At 61.0% G+C, this 22,039-nt stretch carries 19 protein-coding genes and 1 pseudogene; 11 read left to right on the top strand and 9 right to left on the bottom strand.

Going from position 1 to position 22,039, the window contains the following annotated elements; genetic code table 11:
* Window positions 1–187: 187 nt before the first annotated feature.
* A protein-coding gene (locus KCX70_RS15785; RefSeq protein WP_392602239.1) for an IS3 family transposase occupies window positions 188–1,407 on the top strand; the annotation gives its coding sequence in 2 pieces (ribosomal slippage) (window positions 188–533 and window positions 533–1,407; 1,221 coding nt in all).
* Window positions 1,408–1,646: 239 nt separating this feature from the next.
* Here the strand turns inward: KCX70_RS15785 and KCX70_RS15780 are convergent.
* A pseudogene (locus KCX70_RS15780) lies at window positions 1,647–2,902 on the bottom strand (YfjI family protein).
* Window positions 2,903–4,324: 1,422 nt separating this feature from the next.
* On the opposite strand from KCX70_RS15780, the gene KCX70_RS15775 reads away from it, so the two are divergent.
* The 4 genes from KCX70_RS15775 to recX all read left to right on the top strand — a co-directional run bounded on the left by KCX70_RS15775 (window position 4,325) and on the right by recX (window position 6,934).
* Window positions 4,325–4,750 (top strand): potassium channel family protein, encoded by a 426-nt coding sequence (locus KCX70_RS15775; RefSeq protein ID WP_212620361.1) that lies wholly within the window; start codon window positions 4,325–4,327, stop codon window positions 4,748–4,750.
* An 85-nt stretch (window positions 4,751–4,835) separates the two neighbouring features.
* Window positions 4,836–5,336, top strand: coding sequence for a CinA family protein (locus KCX70_RS15770; protein WP_212618101.1), 501 nt, complete (start codon window positions 4,836–4,838; stop codon window positions 5,334–5,336).
* A gap of 84 nt (window positions 5,337–5,420) precedes the next feature.
* Window positions 5,421–6,464 carry a recombinase RecA gene (gene recA / locus KCX70_RS15765; protein ID WP_212618100.1) on the top strand — a complete coding sequence of 348 codons (1,044 nt, stop codon included), beginning with the start codon at window positions 5,421–5,423 and terminating at the stop codon, window positions 6,462–6,464.
* 5 nt (window positions 6,465–6,469) lie between these two features.
* Window positions 6,470–6,934, top strand: a complete 465-nt coding sequence (gene recX, locus KCX70_RS15760) for a recombination regulator RecX (RefSeq protein WP_212618099.1) — start codon at window positions 6,470–6,472, stop codon at window positions 6,932–6,934.
* Between the two features lie 75 nt (window positions 6,935–7,009).
* On the opposite strand, the gene KCX70_RS15755 is transcribed toward recX, so the two are convergent.
* Both KCX70_RS15755 and KCX70_RS15750 read right to left on the bottom strand, forming a co-directional pair.
* Window positions 7,010–8,083, bottom strand: a complete 1,074-nt coding sequence (locus tag KCX70_RS15755) for an LOG family protein (protein WP_212618098.1) — start codon at window positions 8,081–8,083, stop codon at window positions 7,010–7,012.
* A 233-nt stretch (window positions 8,084–8,316) separates the two neighbouring features.
* Complete coding sequence (locus KCX70_RS15750; protein ID WP_212618097.1) at window positions 8,317–9,717, bottom strand: MBL fold metallo-hydrolase RNA specificity domain-containing protein; 1,401 nt, start codon at window positions 9,715–9,717, stop codon at window positions 8,317–8,319.
* A gap of 128 nt (window positions 9,718–9,845) precedes the next feature.
* Between KCX70_RS15750 and KCX70_RS15745 the strand changes: the two genes are divergently transcribed.
* Complete coding sequence (locus tag KCX70_RS15745; protein ID WP_212618096.1) at window positions 9,846–12,251, top strand: xylulose 5-phosphate 3-epimerase; 2,406 nt, start codon at window positions 9,846–9,848, stop codon at window positions 12,249–12,251.
* 45 nt (window positions 12,252–12,296) lie between these two features.
* Here the strand turns inward: KCX70_RS15745 and KCX70_RS15740 are convergent, their stop codons facing one another.
* Window positions 12,297–12,689: a PA3611 family quorum-sensing-regulated virulence factor gene (locus tag KCX70_RS15740; protein WP_021206616.1), complete on the bottom strand. Its 393-nt coding sequence runs from the start codon at window positions 12,687–12,689 to the stop codon at window positions 12,297–12,299.
* 117 nt (window positions 12,690–12,806) lie between these two features.
* On the opposite strand from KCX70_RS15740, the gene KCX70_RS15735 reads away from it, so the two are divergent.
* Window positions 12,807–13,526 carry a tRNA-uridine aminocarboxypropyltransferase gene (locus KCX70_RS15735; protein ID WP_021206615.1) on the top strand — a complete coding sequence of 240 codons (720 nt, stop codon included), beginning with the start codon at window positions 12,807–12,809 and terminating at the stop codon, window positions 13,524–13,526.
* Window positions 13,527–13,535: 9 nt separating this feature from the next.
* On the opposite strand, the gene KCX70_RS15730 is transcribed toward KCX70_RS15735, so the two are convergent.
* Complete coding sequence (locus KCX70_RS15730) at window positions 13,536–14,459, bottom strand: DMT family transporter (RefSeq protein WP_021206614.1); 924 nt, start codon at window positions 14,457–14,459, stop codon at window positions 13,536–13,538.
* A gap of 239 nt (window positions 14,460–14,698) precedes the next feature.
* Here KCX70_RS15730 and erdR point away from each other — a divergent pair, with 239 nt between their 5' ends.
* A complete protein-coding gene (gene erdR, locus KCX70_RS15725) occupies window positions 14,699–15,349 on the top strand; it encodes a response regulator transcription factor ErdR (protein ID WP_021206612.1) in 651 nt (216 codons plus the stop codon).
* Between the two features lie 93 nt (window positions 15,350–15,442).
* Here the strand turns inward: erdR and KCX70_RS15720 are convergent, their stop codons facing one another.
* Window positions 15,443–16,369 carry a LysR family transcriptional regulator gene (locus KCX70_RS15720; RefSeq protein ID WP_021206611.1) on the bottom strand — a complete coding sequence of 309 codons (927 nt, stop codon included), beginning with the start codon at window positions 16,367–16,369 and terminating at the stop codon, window positions 15,443–15,445.
* 113 nt (window positions 16,370–16,482) lie between these two features.
* On the opposite strand from KCX70_RS15720, the gene fpr reads away from it, so the two are divergent.
* Window positions 16,483–17,259, top strand: a complete 777-nt coding sequence (gene fpr, locus KCX70_RS15715) for a ferredoxin-NADP reductase (protein ID WP_021206610.1) — start codon at window positions 16,483–16,485, stop codon at window positions 17,257–17,259.
* 69 nt (window positions 17,260–17,328) lie between these two features.
* On the opposite strand, the gene KCX70_RS15710 is transcribed toward fpr, so the two are convergent.
* Both KCX70_RS15710 and KCX70_RS15705 read right to left on the bottom strand, forming a co-directional pair.
* Entirely contained in the window at window positions 17,329–17,817 is a 489-nt protein-coding gene (locus KCX70_RS15710) for a YchJ family protein (RefSeq protein WP_212618095.1), read from the bottom strand.
* 4 nt (window positions 17,818–17,821) lie between these two features.
* Window positions 17,822–18,319 carry a DUF6231 family protein gene (locus tag KCX70_RS15705; protein ID WP_021206608.1) on the bottom strand — a complete coding sequence of 166 codons (498 nt, stop codon included), beginning with the start codon at window positions 18,317–18,319 and terminating at the stop codon, window positions 17,822–17,824.
* 205 nt (window positions 18,320–18,524) lie between these two features.
* Between KCX70_RS15705 and KCX70_RS23420 the strand changes: the two genes are divergently transcribed.
* Window positions 18,525–19,127 carry an OmpA family protein gene (locus KCX70_RS23420; protein WP_021206607.1) on the top strand — a complete coding sequence of 201 codons (603 nt, stop codon included), beginning with the start codon at window positions 18,525–18,527 and terminating at the stop codon, window positions 19,125–19,127.
* 79 nt (window positions 19,128–19,206) lie between these two features.
* Here the strand turns inward: KCX70_RS23420 and KCX70_RS15695 are convergent, their stop codons facing one another.
* Window positions 19,207–19,671, bottom strand: coding sequence for a CopD family protein (locus KCX70_RS15695; protein ID WP_212618094.1), 465 nt, complete (start codon window positions 19,669–19,671; stop codon window positions 19,207–19,209).
* An 87-nt stretch (window positions 19,672–19,758) separates the two neighbouring features.
* On the opposite strand from KCX70_RS15695, the gene dinG reads away from it, so the two are divergent.
* A complete protein-coding gene (dinG, locus tag KCX70_RS15690; RefSeq protein ID WP_212618093.1) occupies window positions 19,759–21,903 on the top strand; it encodes an ATP-dependent DNA helicase DinG in 2,145 nt (714 codons plus the stop codon).
* Window positions 21,904–22,039: the final 136 nt, after the last annotated feature.

Genomic DNA, 22,039 nt, shown 5'->3' with positions numbered 1-22,039 from the left:
TGGGTCGCGTCATCACCGAATTCTGTGAGCAGTACACAGAGTTCGCGCGCGTGACGCCGCAAATGCTTTCCAGCGTCTCTTTCAGTCCCTAGGCGCAAGGCGCGAGTGAGAGCAAACTGAACGAGCCCCCTGAAAGACAGGACACCGTTTCCCCCTTACGATAAGGGATAGGCAAACGGTTATGTTTATGACTAATAGCAACGATAAGAGTGGGGAGCTTTTGGGTCGGGAGCGGCGGCGCCGCTGGAGCCCTGAGCAAAAGCTGACCATGGTTCGAGAGAGCCTTGAGCCCGGGCAGAGCGTTTCGTTGGTGGCTCGGCGTAACGGCATCAATGCCAACCAACTATTCCTGTGGCGCAAGCTTTACCAAGACGGCAGTTTGTCGGCGGTCAGTGCTGGCGAAGCCGTGGTACCTGCCTCCGAGCTGAGCGATGCGCTCAAGCAGATCCGTGAACTGCAACGGATGCTGGGCAAGAAAACGATGGAAGCAGAAATCCTCAAAGAGGCCGTGGAGATCGCCCGGTCGCGAAAATGGATTGCGCACTCACCCTTGTTGCCGGGGGACGACCAGTGAAGCTGGTCAGCGAATGTCTCGGTGTGGCGCGCTCGCAATTAACGGTTCGAATCAAGCAATCGGCATCCCCCAAAGTACGGCGGAGCAGGCCTGTGAACGATGCTGATCTGGTAGTTGAAATCCAGCAACAGGTCAGCGAACTTCCCAGCTACGGCTACCGCCGCGTCTGGGGATTGCTGCGTCGCGCCCGTGAAACCCAGTCGCTACCGGCGATCAATGTGAAGCGGGTTTACCGGGTCATGCGTGATCACAACTTGCTGCTTGAGCGCCGCATCAAACAGCCCGGTGTGCCGCGTCGGCACGAAGGCCGTATTGCGGTGGAAGCCAGCGATACGCGTTGGTGCTCGGACGGCTTTGAGTTCCGTTGCGAGGACGGCGCCAAACTGAGCGTGACCTTCGCCCTGGATTGCTGTGATCGCGAAGCCATCGGCTGGGTCGCGAGCCCGACCGGGTACAGCGGCGATGATATCCGCGATTTGATGCTGGAAAGCGTGGAGAAGCGCTTTGGTGATCAACTGCCCGCCACGCCGGTGCAATGGCTAAGCGACAACGGCTCGGCGTACACCGCCGAACAGACACGCCTGTTTGCTCGACAGATCGGCTTGCAGCCGGTGACCACCCCAGTTCGCAGCCCGCAAAGCAACGGCATGGCTGAGAGCTTCGTGAAGACGATCAAGCGTGACTACGTGGCGCACATGCCCAAACCGGATCGAGAAACGGCGCTGCGCAACCTGGCAATTGCCTTCGAGCATTACAACGAGCAGCATCCGCACAGCGCTTTGAAATACCGCTCGCCGAGGGAGTTCAGGCGCTTGGCAGCAGCATCAATTTAACGGGGAGTTGGTGTCCGGTTTTGTAGGGGCAAGTCCACTCAACCAGAACCTAACTCTTTGGGCTTTAGATTCTGATCACAGCAATTCAATCCGCAGCTGCTCTCTTGAGGGCGGCGACAACGGCGACAGCCGCGACAAACCACGTGTTGGCCCAGCTACCAATGGTGACTGGATGGCGAAGAAGCGGCGACAGGCCCAGCCTGTCGCCGCTTCTTCGCCTATACCAATGCTCCACTTTACTATCGGGGTGACGCCAGCGGATTGATGCAGAGGGTGTTTCCGGTAGCAGTTAACATTCGATGTTCCACGAGTACTCTCAGTAATTGGTTGCGGTAGGCTGCGCTCTTACGGGCAAAACGAGGGGCCAGGCGCTGTAAGTCACGTCCGTAAAACTGCTGCCAATCCCTAGCGCAGAGCCATTCGAAAAGCTTTTGCGCTTCGATTAGATGCGTATCGATCTTGATCGGGTGGAGCACACGCAACGCCTCTTCCAGATACCACCTCATGAGCATGGCTGCACGTTCGACTAGGGGGCGAGTGATGGAGGAGGAGCCCTCAGTAATCGCGAAGACCCCAGCGATTCGGAGCGCGTTTTCCGCGGCTTTGGCAGCGGTGGGCTTGATCTCTAGTAGATCACCACCACGGCCCAACGACACCTCGACTTCATCATGCATCTTGATCCAAGCCGATAACGCCTCCCGCTCCAGGTGCAAGGGCGGTGGAGCCAAATCGCCCGTAGCATTTAATGGGCAAGCAAGCGTCAGCAGATCATTCATGCGCTGCCAATAGCATATTAGCCGAGGGTCTTTCGTCGGGTCAGCGTCGCGGTACAGCCGGTGTCCTGATAGCGACTCCGGCCAGGCGACCAGAAAACGAGCCAAAAAACCTTGCCCCAGCAAGACCCGACTGGTCAGTACTTCCTGAGCGACGGCTGGCTGGATCAACAGATGGGCACTCAGCCGGCAGCCGCTGCGGGACGCATTTTCTCCCTCTTTGGCGCGGGTGCGGGTGATGGGTTCGCCATCCCACATTCTGGAGAGTCCGGATACGGTTTTGAGCATGTTCTCGGGCCTGAATGAGTGCCCACCCAGAAACTGGCCACCCTCATCGCTGAAAAATCCTTGCGACGGGTGGCCATGCAAAAAGCTTTTATGCAGACCCTCAAGGGTGGGCTCCACACACACAGGATAAACGGGGAAGGAGGGTTTTTGGGCTCCTTCAGTTTTGCCAGTTCTGCCAATAGTGTGTCGGGTTCTCCTCGCCTGCCGAGAACAGCTGCTCGGCAACGCTGAAAAACGTCGGTGGCGTCGCGATGCTCCTTCACTGTCCGTGCAAACTCTGAGACCAGCCGGTTTTGGTGAGAGTGATGAGCGCTTAGGGCGATCCGGTCTGCACTGCTTTTTCGGTCTCCCGACTCGCCTACCGACAGGCAGAAAATACTCAGTGGGATCTCTTGCCCACCACGTACCACGTTTGCGTGGGGTTGAGCTGCCATAGCAGCGGCTGCTAGGACGGACTGTGCCGCCAGGGCATCAGGTACCTGTACGGCCGAGATGATGGCGTTAGCGGCGCCCCCCAGAACCTCGCCTAGAGCGTCTACTGGGTATGGGGCGCAGGCTTCCAAGCGTGGCAGTAAGGGCCGCGGCATATCGAAGCTGACTTTTTGAGGCATGTGGGTTCCTCCATGCGTAGCGTGCTAAGCATGTGAATTTTTTTAGGTTAAGGAAAATGTGGCCGGTACCGCCGCAGCTAGAACTGCGGCGATAAACTGAGCTATTTCAGAAGCAGCATTCCTCGCACTAACTGCTCCGAAGTCCACAACAAGTGCTGCCCCGCCCGGAAAGGCTGTGGAAAGCGGCGGACTGCTTTGCGCCTCCGCAACAGGGTGCTCTCGCTGCAGCGCAAAATCTCGCCCGCTTCTCTAGTAAACAAATGGTTTCGGCCCATGGGTTAGGTGAAACCACGATGACGTTTTTTATCAGCGATTTGTGCTCTAAAGTGACAACATTCTGGTAAGCAAAAAATGCTAGTAGCGAGTTGTCGTCACGCTGTCGCTCAGGTTGGATAGGGGCAAGCGCAGATGGCGGTCGCTCAGGAACTTGACCCGTTTGCAGAGGGCAGCAGGACGCGAAGTGACTCGCATCAAAAGAGGCGTCTACTTCCCCATCTGCCGTGCGGACAGCAGGTCCGTACATCACACCTGCGATTGAGCCGTCGCGAATACGCTCTACAGCTCGTCAATCAAACGCAGCGGTACCCACTCCCTGGGCTTGACGGGATACCGAAGCGATCAAGGTTCGTCAGCTCAATTTGGGTAGGACTGAACAGCCGCCTGCGGGTATGCCAATAGCTTCGCCCCGAAGGCGGTGCTTCCATGGATATATGCTGCTTTCGTTCGAGCCGAGCCCTTGCGGCGAATGCAGACCATAGGCCTGTTCAAACCTAAACCGGACGTTTTTGTTCGACATTTGCGGCGGGGGCTTGGGGCAAAAATGGGGCAATCGCAGCGCCATTCCATGCCATCCAATGCTAAATGCAGGCCGCACGCTAGCTACACAATATGCACTGAAGCCCGCTATCTACGCGGCTTAGGGCCGATTTATCAAGAGTCACCGCCCATCATGGGCGTGTGATGGGACAGGTCTTGTGACGACATATAGCTCGATACTTGAAGATGAATGCAGGAATGGTCGCGCGCTCTACGCGTGCCCCGGCAACGTTGCGGTCATGGCGGACGACCCTGGTTGTGCCGGCTGAATCAAACCGGCAAGGTTAGCATGGGCTGGCGAGGTATCGGGGGCGTACTTTTTGGTTTGCCTGGCGCTGACTCGGCGGCTTCCAAGACGGCTAGCGGTTGCGCCTGGCAGTTTTCAATGGGGGCGAGCCAATGACAGAACCGATGCAAGCGCTGCCGAATCTGCTCATGGTCACGCTGGTCAACGTGTTCATCGTGATAACGGCGGTGATCGTCCACTACGAGTTCCTGTCGCGGCTGTCGATCAGTCGGGAAAAGTCACTGCTCAATCACCGGGTTGGCGTTGTCTTCGGCGTCTGTGGCGCGCTGACGGCGCACGCGGTCGAGGTGTGGATATTCGCCTTCGCCTATTTCGTCATGCACCACCTGCCGGGCTGGGGGACGCTTTCCGGCGAGTTCTCCGGTGGCCTGACGGATTGCGTCTATTTTTCCTTCACGACCTTCACGACGCTCGGCTTCGGCGACATCCAGCCGCACGGTCCGATCCGCTACCTCACCGGGATCGAGGCGCTGACGGGGCTGGTGCTGATCACCTGGAGCGCCTCGTTCCTGTTTCTCGACATGCAGCGGCACTGGAACAGCAGATGAGCGGTCAACGCACGTTGCGGCGGAGGCAGCATCCGGCGGGCCTGTTAAGGTATCCGTTCGACTGGTTCATTCGGAGCTTCTATTCATGCCATCCCTGACCGATCTGGCGGCGCGCCTGGGCGCCATGCTGAACGCGCGGGCTGCCCAGGTTACGACGGCCGAGTCCTGCACCGGCGGCGGCATCGCCGAGGCAATCACCCGTGTTGCCGGCAGCTCTGCCTGGTTCGAGGCAGGCTTTGTGACCTATTCCAATACCCAGAAAACCCATCTTCTGGGTGTGCCGGCCGAGTTGTTTGACGAGGTGGGTGCCGTCAGTCGCGAAGTGGTCGAAGCCATGGTCCGAGGCGCGCAGCATTGCAGCGGCGCGCGTTACGCCGTTGCCGTCAGCGGCATTGCCGGGCCGGGAGGCGGTTCGTCGGACAAGCCGGTTGGCACCGTATGGCTGGCGTGGGCAGATGGAGATCGGCTCGCAACCCGGCGCTTCCTGTTCGAGGGGGATCGCCAGGCCGTACGCGAGCAGAGCGTGGAAGCGGCGCTCGTCGGATTGATCCAGCTTGCGGAGGGAGAAAATCCATTTCAGGGCTAGGCGGTTTTTTTTGCCTATGCTCTAATACTGTCTACTTATACAGTTGTCGTGGCCTCTGGCCCTCTTGATCAAGTGAGGATTGTAATGGACGAGAACAAGAAGCGCGCCTTGGCTGCCGCCTTGGGCCAGATCGAAAAGCAGTTCGGTAAGGGCGCGGTCATGCGCATGGGCGATCACGATCGCCAGGCGATTCCCTCCATTTCCACCGGCTCGCTGGGCCTGGATATCGCGCTCGGCATCGGCGGTCTGCCTAAGGGCCGAATCGTCGAGATCTACGGTCCGGAATCGTCCGGTAAGACGACCATGACGCTGTCGGTGATTGCCGAGGCGCAAAAGGCTGGCGCTACCTGTGCCTTCGTCGATGCCGAGCATGCGTTGGATCCCGATTACGCCGGCAAGCTGGGCGTCAATGTCGACGATCTGCTGGTGTCGCAGCCGGATACCGGCGAGCAGGCACTGGAAATCACCGACATGCTGGTGCGCTCCAATGCAGTCGACGTGATCATCGTTGACTCCGTAGCGGCACTGGTGCCGAAAGCGGAAATCGAAGGCGAGATGGGCGATACCCATGTTGGCCTGCAGGCTCGTCTGATGTCCCAGGCGTTGCGCAAGATCACCGGTAACATCAAGAACGCCAACTGCCTGGTGATTTTCATCAACCAGATCCGCATGAAGATTGGCGTGATGTTCGGCAGCCCGGAAACGACTACTGGCGGTAACGCGCTCAAGTTCTACGCCTCGGTTCGTCTCGACATTCGTCGTACCGGTGCGGTGAAGGAAGGCGACGAGGTGGTCGGTAGCGAAACGCGGGTCAAGGTCGTCAAGAACAAGGTGGCGCCACCGTTCCGTCAGGCCGAGTTCCAGATCCTCTACGGCAAGGGCATCTACCGCAACGGTGAGGTCATCGACCTTGGCGTGCAACAGGGCCTGGTGGAGAAGTCTGGCGCCTGGTACGCCTACAAAGGCAACAAGATCGGTCAGGGCAAGGCCAATGCGGCCAAGTTCCTGGAAGAGAACCCGGAAATCGGTCGTGAAATCGAGCAGCAGATTCGGGACAAGCTGCTGGTGGTGTCGGCGAACACCAAGGCCAACCCGGTTGCTCAAGATCTGGCCGAAGCCGATCTCTAACCTATATGCCGGTCGTGCTCGATAGCCCCGCCGCGGTGCGGCGGGCAGCCATGGACCTGCTGGCTCGTCGCGAGCATGGTCGCATCGAGTTGAGTCGCAAGTTGCGGTCGCGCGGTGCTTCCTCGGAGCTCATCGATCCCGTGCTGGATCGGCTGGCCGAGGAAGGGCTTCTCAGCGAATCACGCTATCTGGAGAGCTTTGTGCGCATGCGCGCCAACGCGGGATACGGCCCCTTGCGCATTCGCGAGGAGCTGTCCCAGCGCGGTTTGGCCCGTGACGATATCGAACAGGCACTGCGTGATAGTGGCTTCGACTGGGGCCTGCAGCTGCATGATGTCTGGAAGCGCAAGTTTGCCGGCGAGCTGCCGAACGACCAGCGGGAAAAGGCCCGGCAGGCTCGCTTCCTCAGTTATCGCGGTTATCCCCTGGACATGATCGGCCGGTTGCTGCGAGGCGGCTCGGTCGATTGACGGGTCGTTTGCCAACCCAGCTTCAACGCTTTCGGGGCCGACCATGCGTTCGGTTCGCGTCAACGTTCCGCTCCGCTAGCGCACCCAATGTTCGGGATCATTGATGAAGTCGGTGAGTTCGCGCAGCCGACCATGATCGCGCCCATTGAACACAAAGCTCAGCCGCGGCAGCTGTTGCAGCTCCGGTTCGTCCCGCTCCGTTTCGCAGCAGGCTTGCTGCTCGAAACGGCCTTTCAGGCATAGATCCGCGAATGCGTCGTTCAACGCCTCCAGCGCAGCGCTGGTCAGCGTATGGTTCATGCGCATGATGAAGCGGTCTTTCATCCAGCGGCTCGAATGGAAGTTGCTGTAGAACCTGCTGATCTCTGCCGCGGCATCTTCGGCGTTGTCGACCAAGCGCATCAGGCGCATGTCGGTGGGCAGGATATAGCGATTGCCTTCGAGTTGGCGGCGCATGAAGCTCAGTGCATCCGCCCAGAACGAGCCGTTGGGTTCGTCCAGCAATACGACCGGTACCAGCGGGCTTTTGCCGGTCTGTATGAGTGTCAGCACTTCCAGCGTTTCATCCAGCGTGCCAAACCCTCCAGGGCATAGCACCAGAGCGTCGGCTTCCTTGATGAAGAACAGTTTGCGCACGAAGAAGAAGTGAAACGACAGCAGGTGATCGGTGCCATCGACCGTCGAATTGGCATGCTGCTCGAAGGGCAGGGTGATGTTCAGTCCGATGCTGTTGTCGGTGCCGGCGCCTTCATGCGCGGCCGCCATGATGCCGCCTCCGGCACCGGTGATGACCATCAGGTCGTAGCGAGCCAGCGTTTCCCCGAGTTCGCGCGCCAGGCCGTAGAGTGGGTGTTCGATCGGCGTACGTGCCGAACCGAACACAGTCACCTTGCGGCGGCGTTTGAATTGGTCGAGTCGACTGAAGGCGTGCTCCATCTCACGCATGGTCTGTAGCAGTATCTTGGCATCCCAGCGGTTTCGATCCGCCTGGGCCATGCGCATGACGGTCACCAGCATCTCACGGTAGAGCGGCAGATTCTGACTGGCGGGCGGAACGACCAGTGCCACTAACTCATCGAGTTTCTTCGAAAGCTCCGTACCGCTGGTACTGAAGTGCCGCGATAGGTAGTCGTCCGGATCGAACGGCATACAACGTCCCCCTTTGCTTTTGGATGCGGTACCGCTTGTTGGCCGCTATGAGGTGCCGTCTCAGGATTGCGGGTATTCGTAGGCGGCGTTCAAGGTCGACTGGAAACTCCGCGAGACCTGCTTTGAGCGTAGCAGCCGCGTACCACCGAGACGGCGGTGCGCGGCAAGCGTACTTCAAGTCCGTCGACAGGCGTTTTCAAGGTCGCTTGGCATTGCAACGTTTTTCCCGGTCATCAGAGGGCGATGCGGTCGCCAGGTTCCGGGATGTTGGCCTTCCAATCGAGGCGGTCATTCAATGCCTGCTGCAGCGCCTGCATCTTTTCCAGCTCGCCGTGCACGAGGAAGAGCTCGGGACGGGATTGGAAGTGGCTTACCCATTCGAGCAGCTGTGATTGCCCCGCATGTGCCGAGAAACCACCCAGCGTATGCACCTGCGCATTAACGGCAATTCGCTGGTGCATCAGCTTGACCGTGGTCGCGCCATCGACGATCGCCCGGCCCAGTGTGCCGCTAGCCTGGAAGCCCGGAATGATCAAGTGGCATTCCTTGCGCCAGAGGTTGTGCTTGAAGTGATGCAGTATGCGGCCGCCTGTACACATTCCGCTGCCGGCGATGATGATGGCGCCGCTCTTGAAACGATTGATCGCCATCGACTCTTCGGGCGTCGGTGTGCTGCGAAAGATCGGCAGCCATTGCTCTATGCTTTTTTTGCCGCCGCTTTCGGCCAATCCTGGCGGAAGGTCCAGCTGCTGATGAAACAACGAGTAGATGGCGTTGGCGCCGATGGCCATCGGGCTGTCGAGGAACACCATCTGCTGGGGAACACGTCCCTGCTGGTAGAGAAGGCCGAGATAGTAGATCAGGTCCTGGGTGCGGCCCACCGCAAACGACGGCATCAGCACGTTGCCACCGTCACGATGCGCCTGCTGAAGGATCTCGGCCAGCTCTTCAATCGTGGCCTGGTGATCGCGGTGATCCCGATCGCCGTAGGTCGATTCCATCAAGACCACGTCGGCTTCGCTCAGCGGGGTGGGTTGATGCATTAGCGGGGAACAGCTGTTGCCGAGGTCGCCGGAGAACACCAGGCGGCGCTTGCGTCCGAAGTCTTCGACGTCCAGCTGGACGATGGCCGAGCCGAGGATATGCCCGGCATCGAAGAAGGTCACGGTGATGCCTGGTGCGGCTTCGAAGGCTTCACCATAGGCATGCGCCTGGCGCTGGCCCAGCATGCGCTCGGTGTCGACTCGGGTATAGAGCGGTTTGATCGCCGGCTTGCCCAGGCGCGCGCGCCATTTGTTCTCCCACTCGGCGTCCTTTTCCTGGATGTTGGCCGAGTCGAGCAGCATCAGTTCGACCAGTTTGCAGGTCGCTTCGGTGGCGTGGATCGGCCCGGTGAAGCCTGCCGCCACCAGCTTGGGCAATAAGCCGCTGTGGTCGATATGCGCATGGGACAGTATCACCGCGTCGAGGTTTTTCGGGTCGAAGCTGAAGCCTGCCCGATTGCTCTCTTCCTCTGCGCGCCGCCCCTGATACATGCCGCAGTCGAGCAGCACACGTACCCCGTCATGGGTTTCGAGCAAATAGCACGAGCCGGTGACCTGTTGAATTGCACCGAGAAAACTGAGCAAAGCCATGAGGAGTTCCTTCTGTACGGATGAGTCCAGCATGCACGGGCACTCGTCTGTGCATCTTGATGCATATCAGCGATAGCTTCTCCGGCGCTGTCTAGACTAATGCCATTCGCCACTCACCGGAGCGCTCCATGACCCAGCTACTGCCCAGTCTTGCCGAACTGGACAATCACGCCGAGACGCAACCCGAATTCGCCCGTTGGCGGACCGGCTATGGCCCGTTCGTCCACGCACCGGAAACGCAGGCCGCGGTATTTCGCCTGGCGCATCAGCTGGTGCAGGCGCAGCTGCAACCGGACCTGGCCAGTGTCTATCGCCTCTTGCAGGCCATCGATCGGCTGGGTTCGGCGGGGCTCTGGCTGGTGGTGCACATGACGTATGCGCGTCGGGCTCGGCTCGATGGTTCGGCGCTTGCTGCCGACGACTTCAAGCTGACTCCCGAGGGGCATACCGGAGGCTCGCTGAACATGGTCCCGGCCTATGCCGGCTATCTCGCGCTGAATGCGTTGACGGGCAGCACGCGTGGGTGGCTGATGGGGCAAGGTCATTGCGTTGCGGCGATCGAAGCGTTGAACCTGCTCACCGACAACCAGTCAGTCGAGCAGGCGCAGGTTTACGGTGGCGGCGAGGTGGGAATCAATCGACTGCTGGAAGATTTCTATGGCTATCACCAAGCCCCCGATGGAAGTCCGTCCGCGCCACTGGGCAGCCACGTCAACGCACACACCGGCGGCGGCATGGCCGAAGGCGGCTATCTCGGCTTTGCGGAATTGCAGTATGCCCATTTGCCGTTGCCGGGCGAGACGCTGGTGGCCTTCCTGTCCGACGGCGCCGCCGAAGAGCAGCGGGGCAGTGACTGGATGCCGCGCTGGTGGCGCGCCGAGGATTGCGGGGTGGCGCTGCCGGTGATGATCGCCAATGGCCGGCGCATCGAGCAGCGGACTCAACTCGGCACCCATGAAGGGCTCGAGGGGTTTCGCCAGCATCTGAGCCGCTGCGGCTTCGATCCGATCACCTTCGACGGCCGGGATCCGGCGGCCTTCGTTTGTGTGCTGTGGGAAATGGTACAGCGCTACGACCGCCGCATCGAGGAAAAACAGCGCGGTATCCTCAGCTACCCGCTGCCGATTCCCTATGCCATTGCCGAGACGGTCAAGGGATTCGGTTTCTACGGCGCGGGCAGCAATGCCGCACACAACTTGCCGTTGCCCGGCAATCCGCGGTTCGATGAGGCCTCGCGTGAATTGTTCAACGCCCATGCTGGCGCTCTATTCGTGCCCCAGGAGGCGCTCGAAGCGGCTCGCGCGCTGATGCGACAGTCCCGTCACGGACGTTCGGCGGAGCGAGACAATCCACTGGCTTCGAGACGTCCCGCAGCGCCGGAGATGCCGCCGCTCCGGTATCAGGACGAGGCCTGCTCACCGATGGCCGCGGTGGACGAATTTTTCACCGAGCTGACCCTCGCCAACCCGGCCCTGCGCCCTCGGGTTGGTAATCCCGACGAGCTGGCGAGCAACCGCCTTGGTGGCGTGCTCGCCGCGCTCAAGCACCGTGTGGTCGAGCCGGAGAGCGAGCTCGAGGCGGTGGATGGCAAGATCATCACGGCGCTGAACGAAGAGGCAGTGGTCTCGGCATGCCTGGCCAATCAGGCCGGACTGAATCTGGTCGCCAGCTACGAAGCCTTCTGCGTGAAGATGCTAGGCGCCGTACGTCAGACGCTGATCTTCGCTCGCCAACAGAAAGAAGTCGGGCGCCCGGCCGGCTGGCTCGGCTGGCCCCTCATCGCCACTTCGCACACCTGGGAGAACGGCAAGAACCAGCAGTCGCACCAGGACACCACCTTTTGCGAAGCACTGCTGGGCGAAATGAGCGACATGGTCAGAGTGCTGTTTCCGGCCGACCATAACAGCGCGTTGGCGCTGCTGCCTTCGATCTACAGTGCCCGCGGCAGCCTGGCGTGCATGGTCATGCCCAAGCGTGAGCGACCCGCGATATTCAGCCAGGACCAGGCTGAGCAATTGGCCCGGGATGGCGCCATCGTTGTCGAGGAAAGCCCGGGTAACGACGCCGTTCTGCTGATTGCCAACGGCAGCTATCAGCTGACCGAAATGCAGCGCGCCGCGGTGCGCTTGAAGGAGGCGGGCCTGGCCTATCGGCTGGTGTATCTGCAAGAACCTGGGCGTTTCCGGGCACCGCGTGACCGCTGGGAGATCGATGCGCTCGCGGCGGATGGCGTGGCCGAGCGGCTGTTCCCGGAACGGATGGAGTTGCGCGTGCTGCTCACTCACATGCGGCCCGAGGTCGCGCGCGGGCATCTCTGGCCCATCCTGCCGGACGCACGGCGCAATTCGGTACTGGGCTACCGCAATCGCGGCGGTACGCTGGACGTGGAGGGCATGCAATTCGCCAATCGGGCATCCTGGGCGAATGTGTTGGCGGCCTGTGCTCGCTTGCTCGACGTGCCGCGCACGGCGCTGCTCAAACCGGACGAAGCCGCCGCGGTGGCCGGCAAGGGTGATCCGCGCGTCTTGCGCTAGGCCCGGTTATCAAGGGCAGCAAGACGCTGCCCTGTTTGACGGGTTTCAGCAATCGCTGGCGCGGTACCGTTCGGTGGTGATCGGCTTTTTACTCTGGTATTCGCTGAATTCGAAGCGCAGCACCGCCCCCTGGCTCATGAGCTGGCGCAGACCGTCGTTGTTGCAGACGCTTGCGGCCAGCTGCGTGCGGACCTGCTTAGGGTTGTCGCGCATCTGCGCGGCATGGCGGGGCTGGACGCTCAGGTGGTTGACCAGCTCGTTGCCATCGACGCTGTAACCTTCGTCGAGGAGATCGGAATTGATCGCGCGCGGCGTGCCTACGCTACTTTCGCGGGCAACCTTCTCCAGCAGAGGGCCGAGTGTCGAATCCTGCGCCGAAGCGGCATGAGCAAACGGCAGGGCGAGGCAGAGCGTGAAAAGTGTAGTAAGACGGTGCATGGTGATCTCCTGGTGACTGCCGTCGTTCGACCGGTGCCCGTCGGTACGGTTCAGCGGGGCTCGATGGCACGCGGCCTGATAGACTGCTGATCCGCCCGTATTCATCGATGCATTCCCATGCCCCATGCCGTAGCCCGTTTACGCGAGGAGCGCCTGGCCCGCAGTGCCAAGCCCTTTATCGCGAGAGGATCGCGCACGACCCGTTGTGGACGTTGTCGTGTTCCTCGCAGCCACTGCCTTTGTGATTGGCTCCCACAGGTGGCGGCAGACAGCGCGGTCTGCCTGATCATGCACGACATCGAGCCACTGAAGCCGAGCAACACCGGTTGGCTGATTGCAGACGTCGTCGCCGATACCCATGCGTTTACCTGGCGGCGGACAGGCGTGGAGCCGGCACTGCTGGAGTTGCTTGCCGACCCCCGGTATCAGCCGGTGGTGGTGTTTCCGGGCGAATATGCCGAACCCGAGCGAGTGGTCAGCGATGTGCAGGTCGTAGCCGGCAAGCGGCCACTGTTCATCCTGCTGGATGCGACCTGGACCGAAGCGCGAAAGATGTTTCGCAAGAGTCCCTATCTGAACCGCCTGCCGGTGCTCAGCCTGCAGGCCGACGTGCTGTCGCGGTATCGCCTGCGCCGTTCGACCCGCAGCGAGCACCTGTGCACGGCTGAAGTGGCCGCGTTGTGCCTGGCGTTGGCCGGTGATGGGCCGGCCGCCGAGGCGCTGGACACATGGCTCGACGCGTTCACCGATCATTATCTGGCGGCCAAGCAGCACCGTAGCCCTGATCTGACCGATGCGACCCACCTCTCCCTGGAGGCGTTACGTCGGCCTTCGTAGGCCGAGGGGTCAATGCCGAGCGGTTTGTGGAATCTCGGTGTCGATCGGGACTGGCGAGGCTTTGCGCGGCCAGAGCTGTGCGGCGAGCATGCCGGTGAACATCAGCGCGCAGCCGGCGTATCCGCGCAGGCTGAGGTTCTCATCCAGAAACAATGCGCCGGCGATGGCGGCGAACACCGCCTCGAGCGAGAGGATGATGGCCGCGTGCGAGGCAATGGCATGCTTCTGGGCCACGACCTGCAGCGTGTAGCCCACGCCCACGGCGAACATGCCGCCATAAATCAGGGCCGGCGCTGCCAGGCGGATATTGTCCAGGGTGGTCTCTTCGAAAACGGCGCCCAGCGCCAGGCTGACAACCGCGCAGGTGGTGAATTGCAGGAAAGCCAGGCGAATGGCGTCGTGCCGACTGACGAAGAAACTCACCAGCAATACGTGCACGCCCCACACGAACGCACCGGCTAGCTGGATCCAATCACCGGAGGCGACCTGAAAGTTCTCGTCGATGCTGAGCATCGCCATGCCGGCCACCGCCAGGATTGCGCCCAGCCAGGTACCCAGGCCGGTCTTCTGGCCGATGATCAGCCCCAGCAGCGGCACCACGATCACGTACAGACCGGTGATGAATCCGGAATTGGTGACACTGGTGAACAGCAGCCCAACTTGCTGCAGATTGATGCCCAGCGTCAGCGCCAGCCCCATGCAGATGCCGCCGAGCAGCAAGCCTCGCTGTAGGAAGGGTTCGTGCCGGGCCGCACCACGACCCTGATAGATCAATAGGGGCAGCAGAACGATGGCGCCCAATGCGAAGCGCAGGCCGGTGAACAGCAGCGGACCGATGTTATCCATCCCGACCCGCTGCGCGACGAAAGCGCTGCCCCAGATCATGGCCGTTATGAGCATCAGAAAATCGGCGCGAAGGGCTTGGTTACGCATGTTCTAGCTCGTCAGGGAAAGCCTCGAACTTTGCCTCAAACCGATGCGCTTGGCCACTGCTTCAAGCCAGTGTGCGCCCGCTGGACGGATTAAATGTTCGGCGGTGATCGAATTTCCGGTGGTGGCGCGATATCATCACGCCGGTCAATCCCCGAGCAAATCCGGGTCCATGCCGGCCCGCTGCCGACCCTCCGGCGCCGGTCCGGTGAAAGCGCCAATAAAAAAACTATAGGTCTGCCATGGCTGCTTACGAAATCCTCATCGCCGATGATCATCCTCTGTTTCGCAGCGCCCTTCAGCAAGCGCTGACGCTTGGCTTGGGCGACGACGTGAGGTTGTCCGAGGCGGCAAGCATCGCTGAATTGGAAGCCCAGCTGACCCGGACCTCGGCATGGGATCTGGTGCTCCTGGATTTGAACATGCCAGGCGCCTATGGATTTTCAGGACTGGTTTTGCTGCGCGGTCAGTATCCGCAGTTGCCGGTAGTGATGATTTCCGCTCAGGAAGATGCTGCGGTCGTGGCGCGCTCCCGGGAATTCGGTGCCAGTGGTTTCATTCCCAAGTCCAGCTCGCTGGAAATCATTCAGCAGGCCGTGCGCGTCGTCCTCGATGGTGACGTCTGGTGGCCGAGCAATGTTCAGGACGTTGCGCACGTCAGCCCCGAAGCCAAGGCTGCCAGTGAAGGGCTTGCCAGCCTTACGCCACAACAGTTCCGGGTCTTGACGATGGTCTGCGATGGCCTGCTGAACAAACAGATTGCCTACGAGCTGAACGTTTCCGAGGCGACCATCAAGGCGCACGTGACCGCGATCTTCCGCAAGCTGGGCGTTCGCACCCGGACCCAGGCCGCATTACTGCTCCAGCAGATGGAGTCGATTCCTAGCAGTTGATGCCGGGCGTCATATGCTGCCGCACGTCGATGGGCTTGCAGTTGCTCCTGCCCCGATAGCCTATCCATTTGCCAATCTGTGAGTTCGCGCGCATTAGGCGATGGTGGGCAGCACGATCTCGTCGCTGCGGCGCACCCCGGCGGTCAGCGCCCGGCATTGCTCGATGAACTCACGCATTGCCGCTGTCTGGTATTTCAGCGAGTGCCAGATGAAATAAAACTGCCGGGTCAGATCCAGTTCAGGGGTTTCCACCGCAACCAGGCTGCCCCGTCGGAAGGCATCGCGCAGGGCCAGGCGAGAGATGCAACCGATCCCCAGGCCTGATTCAACGGCTCGTTTGATGGCCTCGGTATGCTCCAGCTCGAGCCGGATGTTGAGCTTGGCGGGATGGTGGCGCATGGCGTGGTCGAACGTCAGGCGTGTCCCCGAGCCCTGCTCCCGGAGTATCCAGGCTTCTCGCGAGAGTTCATCCAGGCTCACCTGACCGCGCTGCGCCAAGGCATGCTGCGGCGCGCAAAACACCACCAATTCATCCTCGACCCAAGGCGACACCTCGATGTCGGGGTGCTGACAGTCGCCTTCGATCAGACCTAGATCAAGTTCGTGTTGCGCGATCTGCTGGACAATATGCGCAGTGTTTTGCACATGCAGCTTCACCCGGCAGTCGGGATGGCGTTGCATGAAGCTGCCAATCAGCAGCGTCGCCAGATAATTACCGACCGTCAATGTCGCGCCGACGCTGAGTGAGCCGAATCCGGTCTTGCCGGCAAGCAGGTCTTCTATGGCCTTGGCCTGGTCGAGCAGGCTGACCGCTTGCGGTAGCAACTGGCGGCCCAGGGCGTTTAACCAGAGACGTTTGCCGGCGCGGTCGAACAACTGGCAACCAGACTGGCGCTCCAGTTCGGCCAGCGACGTGCTGGTCGCCGATTGAGATAGCGCCAGGCTCTGGGCCGCGCGGGAAACGCTTTCCTGGCGGGCAACGGAGACGAACACTTGAAGCTGACGCAGCGTAAAATGCATATCTATATGACCGATAAGCTATATCGTTAATATTCGTTTAGCGAATATTAACGAGGCCGTTAAACTGTCGCAAATGTTCAGCGCCGATGCGCGCGAGAAGGGGAATTTCCTAAATGAGCAACCTGAACGTCGAGCGAGTCCTCAGTGTTCATCATTGGAACGACACGCTGTTCAGCTTCAAAACCACCCGTAATCCGGGCCTGCGCTTTGAGAATGGCCAATTCGTGATGATTGGCCTGGAAGTCGAAGGTCGGCCACTGATGCGTGCGTACAGCATTGCCAGCCCCAACTATGAAGAGCATTTGGAGTTCTTCAGCATCAAGGTGCCCGATGGTCCGCTGACGTCGCGTTTGCAGCACCTCAAGGAAGGCGACTCGCTGATGATCAGCCGCAAGCCGACCGGCACGCTGGTTTTGGGCGACCTGTTGCCGGGCAAGCATCTGTATCTGCTCAGCACCGGGACCGGGCTGGCGCCGTTCATGAGCGTGATCCAGGACCCGGAAACCTACGAGCGGTTCGACAAGGTCGTTCTGGTCCATGGTGTGCGCTACGTCAACGAGGTGGCTTACCGGGAATTCATCACCGGGCATCTGCCACAGAACGAGTTCTTCGGCGAGGCCCTGAAGGAAAAGCTGATCTACTATCCGACGGTAACCCGCGAGCCCTTCGAAAACCAGGGCCGCCTGACCGACCTGATGCGCAGCGGCAAGCTGTTCAGCGATATCGGCCTCCCGCCGATCAATCCCGAAGACGACCGTGCGATGATCTGCGGCAGCCCGAGCATGCTGGCCGAGACCAGTGAAGTGCTGGACAGCTTCGGTCTCAAGGCTTCGCCGCGTATGGGCGACCCTGGCCACTATCTGATCGAGCGCGCATTCGTCGAGAAATAACCCCCGCGAATGTGAAAGGCCGGCCAGCGCGATGCGCTTGTGCGGCCTTTTTTTCGTTCGGTGTCGGCGTCACAGGTAAGCGGCGCAACACTTCTTGAATTTCTGTCCGCTCCCGCAGGGGCAGGGATCATTACGGCCGGACTTCAAGGGTACGGTCGGATCGATGAAGTACCATTTCCCGTCGTGTTGCACGAAGGCCGACCGCTCGTGCTGTACGTGCTCTCCATTCCCATCGTGCCAGCGCGCGGTAAAGCTGACCCGCGCATGCTCCGGTTGGCCGCCGAGTAACTGACTGTCCTCGACTTCGAGGCCCAGCCAGACGCTGGTGGCGCTCCACTCTTGCATTGATTGCAAGTCCAACGATGCTTGCTGGACGGGCAAAGTGGTGGCTTTGAGGTAGTCGATAAGGCCGAGTACGTAGGCACTGTAGCGTGACCGCATCAACCGTTCCGCGCTCGGCGCCGGATGCCCTTCGTGGTAGCGACCGCAGCACTCGCCCAGTGAGTCGCCACTGCCGCAAGGGCAACTTGTATCGTGTCCTGGTTCCTGCGATGTCATGGGTTCACCACCAGTATTTGCCGAACATTTGTGGATTGGCCCAGTATTTCGCGTTCAGCCAATCCGGAACCTGCTTGTAGGCGAGCAGGTCGTAGGTGAAGAGGGTCAAGGTCTGTTCGTCACGCTCGAAGCGAGCGCTGATCTGCAGTGCTAGCGCGAAGAAGTCGGTGGCTTGCCAGTCGCATGCCGCCAGATCGACCAGCACCGCGATACGGCTGGCATTGAGATTGCGTATGCCGCCGAGCAATTGCAGTCCTTCACGTTTCGGCATGTGCTCCAGGCAATCGGCGATGAGGGCCAGGTCGTACCGACGCCCAGCCAGGTCTGCGGACAGCGGCCCGGTCGGTGCGCGTTCGACGTGGCAGTTTTCATGGCTACGGCTGAAAGCCTGTACTGCGGGCATGTCGCCGGAACCTACATGCAACAGGCGCGCGGGGGCATCGTGTTCGAGCAAGGCGGCTAGCGCTTGCTGTGGGGTTTGGGCGGAGCGGGATGCAGCCAAGCCGGGATCCTCGAGGTAGGCAGTGCGGGTCGCAGAACAGCAACTTGCGCATCAGTCGAAGCCTAAAGACTAGCGCGGCGGCGCGTGCCGTCCTAGTCTCGTTACAACTGGAGTCGCTAATGCCGTCCGCATGGCGCTCTGGCCAATCCCACATTAGGAGGTTCAACCAATGAGTAGCTTACGGACAGCAGTACCCGTGATTGTAATGACCACCGTCCTGGCTGGCTGTGCAGGGGTGCAAAAGCAGGATTGGCCCACCTGTGCGGCCGCCGGTGGTGTCACCGGTGCGGCGCTGGGCGCCATAGAGAGCAGCACCTATGCCGGATACGGTGCGTTGATCGGTGGTGGTATGGCCGCGGCTTATTGCTGGGCCAACGGTACTGAGCAGGAAACGGTCGCAGTGGTGGAAACGGTCGAACCCGTGCCGACCGCCGAGCCGGAACCGGAGCCGATGGCCGAACCTGTTCGGGTCGAGCTGGACGTCAAGTTCGATTTCGATCGCGCGCAGGTGAAGCAGGACAGCATGGCCGACATCAAGGACCTGGCCGATTTCATGAAGCAATACAACCAAACCACGACAGTCGTTGAAGGCCACACCGACTCGGTGGGTACCGATGCTTATAACCAGCGTCTGTCCGAGCGCCGCGCCAATGCCGTGCGTGACGTGCTGGTCAATCAGTTCGGTCTGGAGCCAAACCGTGTCGACTCGGTTGGCTATGGTGAATCCCGTCCGGTCGCCGACAACTCGACTGCCGAAGGCCGCGCCATCAACCGTCGCGTAGAAGCTGAGGTTGAAGCTCGCCCTTGAATCGTCGCTGACGCGAATGGAAGCCGGGCCTAGCCCGGCTTTTTCCATTCAGTGGGGCGAGCCTGCTTGCCTCGGTTGCTCAGAGCATCGGTCTGGCGGAGGCCAGCGCGATGACGGCCAGGCCTAGCAGCAGGTTGATGCCCACCAACCGGCGAATCTTTCCGAGTGCCGCTCCGCCTTCAGGCCAGTCCTGCGCCGCGATGGCGCGCTTCAGCTCGGGCAGCTGGAGCAATTGAATGCGCAGAAACAACGCCAGCATCGCCAGAAACAGGCCGGCCATGATGTGCACGTAGCGGGGCGCCGCATCCAGTCCGTCGAAGCGCATGTGCCACATGCCGACTCCGCTGATCGGTAAGACCAGTAGCGTGACCCAGACCCATTTGAAGAAACGGCGAAACACCTCGGCCCATAGTTTCAGCCGTTCGGGTGCCTGCAGCTCGGAGACGGCGGCGGGCCGCAGCACCATCCAGGCGAAGAACATGCCCCCGACCCAGATCATGGCGGCCAGTACGTGGAGCGAATAGGGCAGAGCGAAAGCGGTCATGGGCAAATCTCCGGTGGCGATTGGGCGAACGCGCGCTATCATAGCCACCCACTCGAAATACTGAAAATATATACAGCTTCCGCGCCCATGCTCAGCACCGAACTCAAGTCCCAGATCCAGGGCGCCTACTCTCGATTTCTCGAAGCCAAAGGCCTGAAGCCCCGCTATGGCCAGCGTCTGATGATCGCCGAAGTGGCCAAGGTGCTGGGCGCGATCAAGGCTGACGACGAAGGTCGCCGGGACGGGGAGCCGGCAGTGGTCGCGGTCGAGGCCGGCACCGGTACCGGCAAGACGGTCGCCTACAGCCTGGCGGCCATTCCCACGGCCAAGGCGGCGGGCAAGCGCCTGGTGATCGCGACGGCCACCGTCGCGCTGCAAGAGCAGATCGTGCACAAGGATCTGCCTGATCTGATGCGCAACAGCGGCCTGAACTTTTCCTTCGCCCTGGCCAAGGGTCGCGGTCGCTACCTGTGCCTGTCCAAGCTCGATGTCCTGCTTCAGGAAGGTCAGGCTCAGAGCGCCACCGCCCAGCTGTTCGAGGAAGAAGGCTTCCGCATCGACGTGGATGAACGCAGCGAGAAGTTGTTCGGCAGCATGATCGAAAAGCTTGCCGGTAATCGTTGGGACGGCGATCGCGACAGTTGGCCGGAGGAGCTGGCCGACCCGGACTGGGCGCGCCTGACCACCGATCACAGTCAGTGCACGGGCCGGCATTGCCCGAATTTCCAGCAGTGCGCCTTCTACAAGGCCCGCGAGGGCATGACGAAAGTCGATGTTATCGTGACCAACCACGACATGGTGTTGGCCGATCTGGCGCTGGGCGGCGGGGCGGTGCTGCCCGATCCGCGCGATACCCTCTATGTGTTCGACGAGGGGCATCATTTGCCGGACAAGGCCATCGGCCACTTCGCGCACTTCACACGGTTGCGCTCGACTGCCGACTGGCTTGCCCAAGTCGAAAAGAACCTGACCAAGCTGCTCGCCCAGCACCCACTACCGGGCGATCTCGGCCGGCTGATCGAGGCGGTCCCGGAAATCGCCCGCGACCTGCGCAGTCAGCAGCAATTCATGTTCAGCGCCTGCGAGCAGCTGGCCGATTTCAAGGCCGGGGAAGACATGGAGGGCCGCGAGCGACCTCGGCACCGTTTTGTCGGTGGCGTGGTGCCCGAACATCTGGTCGAGCTGGGCGTCGAGCTGAAGAAGGGCTTCGCCAAGCTCAACGACCTGTTCACACGGCTGACCGAGCTGCTGAAAGAGGCGATGGATGGCGAGGCGGGCGTTGGTATCGCCAGTCATCAGGCCGAGGAATGGTATCCGCTGTTCGGCAGTCTGCTGACCCGGGCGCAGGGCAACTGTGAATTGTGGACGGCCTTCACCGCCGACGACCCGGAAGACAGTCCGCCGATGGCGCGCTGGCTGACTCTGGCCGAGGGCGGAGCGCTGTTCGACATCGAGGTCAATGCGAGTCCGATCCTGGCGGCCGAGACGTTACGGCGCAATCTGTGGAATGTCTGCTATGGCGCGCTGGTCACCTCCGCGACGCTGACCGCGCTCAACAGCTTCGACCGGTATCGCATGCGCGCCGGCCTGCCGCGCTGCGCGGTGACCGCGGTAGTCCCCAGCCCCTTTCATCATGCTGACGCCGGTGTGCTGCGCGTGCCTGATCTCAAGGCTGACCCGCGAGATGCGGCGGGGCATACCGCAGCCATCGTGCGTGACCTGCCTGCGCTGGTTGAGGCTTCGCGTGGCACGCTCGTGCTGTTTTCATCGCGCAAACAGATGCAGGACGTATTCGACGGTCTGGAGCGTGACTGGCGCCGGCGGGTGTTGATTCAGGGCAATCTGTCCAAGCAGGAGACGCTGAACAAGCACAAGGCGCGTGTGGATGACGGCGAGAAGAGCGTGTTGTTCGGGCTTGCCAGCTTCGCTGAGGGGGTTGATCTTCCTGGGGCGTATTGCGAGCACGTGGTGATCGCCAAGATTCCCTTTGCGGTACCCGACGATCCGGTCGAGGCGGCGCTGGCCGAGTGGATCGAAGCGCGCGGTGGCAATCCCTTCATGGAGATCGCCGTGCCGGATGCGTCATTGCGGCTGGTGCAGGCCTGCGGGCGGTTGCTGCGTACCGAGGAGGACCGCGGCACCATCACCTTGCTCGACCGGCGAGTGGTTACTCAGCGTTATGGCAAGGCGATTCTCAACGCGTTGCCTCCGTTCCGGCGCGAGGTTGGCTAGCGTGCCATTCGGTCCGACGCGGGCAGCATGTCTGGCCATTCAAATGGTTAATGGCTTCGGTAATGGCCGACAAGTCTGTTTCCATGCTTCGGTGCGGCTGAAACAATAGGCCGAACCTATATTGCGGGGGTAGCAA

This window comes from Stutzerimonas stutzeri (assembly GCF_018138085.1).
Lineage (GTDB): Bacteria > Pseudomonadota > Gammaproteobacteria > Pseudomonadales > Pseudomonadaceae > Stutzerimonas > Stutzerimonas stutzeri_AI.
The sequence above is the reverse complement of the archived record's forward strand: the minus strand, read 5'-3'. Positions and strand labels throughout refer to the sequence as shown.

Excerpts from the sequence above, each read along its gene's own strand:
- KCX70_RS15770 (WP_212618101.1), top strand. The coding sequence starts at position 4,836 with ATGCCATCCCTGACCGATCTGGCGGCGCGCCTGGGCGCCATGCTGAAC.
- KCX70_RS15695 (WP_212618094.1), bottom strand. The coding sequence starts at position 19,671 with ATGACCGCTTTCGCTCTGCCCTATTCGCTCCACGTACTGGCCGCCATG.
- KCX70_RS23420 (WP_021206607.1), top strand. The coding sequence starts at position 18,525 with ATGACCACCGTCCTGGCTGGCTGTGCAGGGGTGCAAAAGCAGGATTGG.
- erdR (WP_021206612.1), top strand. The coding sequence starts at position 14,699 with ATGGCTGCTTACGAAATCCTCATCGCCGATGATCATCCTCTGTTTCGC.
- KCX70_RS15750 (WP_212618097.1), bottom strand. The coding sequence starts at position 9,717 with ATGGCTTTGCTCAGTTTTCTCGGTGCAATTCAACAGGTCACCGGCTCG.
- KCX70_RS15710 (WP_212618095.1), bottom strand. The coding sequence starts at position 17,817 with ATGACATCGCAGGAACCAGGACACGATACAAGTTGCCCTTGCGGCAGT.
- KCX70_RS15735 (WP_021206615.1), top strand. The coding sequence starts at position 12,807 with ATGCCCCATGCCGTAGCCCGTTTACGCGAGGAGCGCCTGGCCCGCAGT.
- KCX70_RS15720 (WP_021206611.1), bottom strand. The coding sequence starts at position 16,369 with ATGCATTTTACGCTGCGTCAGCTTCAAGTGTTCGTCTCCGTTGCCCGC.
- recA (WP_212618100.1), top strand. The coding sequence starts at position 5,421 with ATGGACGAGAACAAGAAGCGCGCCTTGGCTGCCGCCTTGGGCCAGATC.
- KCX70_RS15740 (WP_021206616.1), bottom strand. The coding sequence starts at position 12,689 with ATGCACCGTCTTACTACACTTTTCACGCTCTGCCTCGCCCTGCCGTTT.
- dinG (WP_212618093.1), top strand. The coding sequence starts at position 19,759 with ATGCTCAGCACCGAACTCAAGTCCCAGATCCAGGGCGCCTACTCTCGA.
- KCX70_RS15755 (WP_212618098.1), bottom strand. The coding sequence starts at position 8,083 with ATGCCGTTCGATCCGGACGACTACCTATCGCGGCACTTCAGTACCAGC.
- fpr (WP_021206610.1), top strand. The coding sequence starts at position 16,483 with ATGAGCAACCTGAACGTCGAGCGAGTCCTCAGTGTTCATCATTGGAAC.
- KCX70_RS15745 (WP_212618096.1), top strand. The coding sequence starts at position 9,846 with ATGACCCAGCTACTGCCCAGTCTTGCCGAACTGGACAATCACGCCGAG.
- recX (WP_212618099.1), top strand. The coding sequence starts at position 6,470 with ATGCCGGTCGTGCTCGATAGCCCCGCCGCGGTGCGGCGGGCAGCCATG.
- KCX70_RS15730 (WP_021206614.1), bottom strand. The coding sequence starts at position 14,459 with ATGCGTAACCAAGCCCTTCGCGCCGATTTTCTGATGCTCATAACGGCC.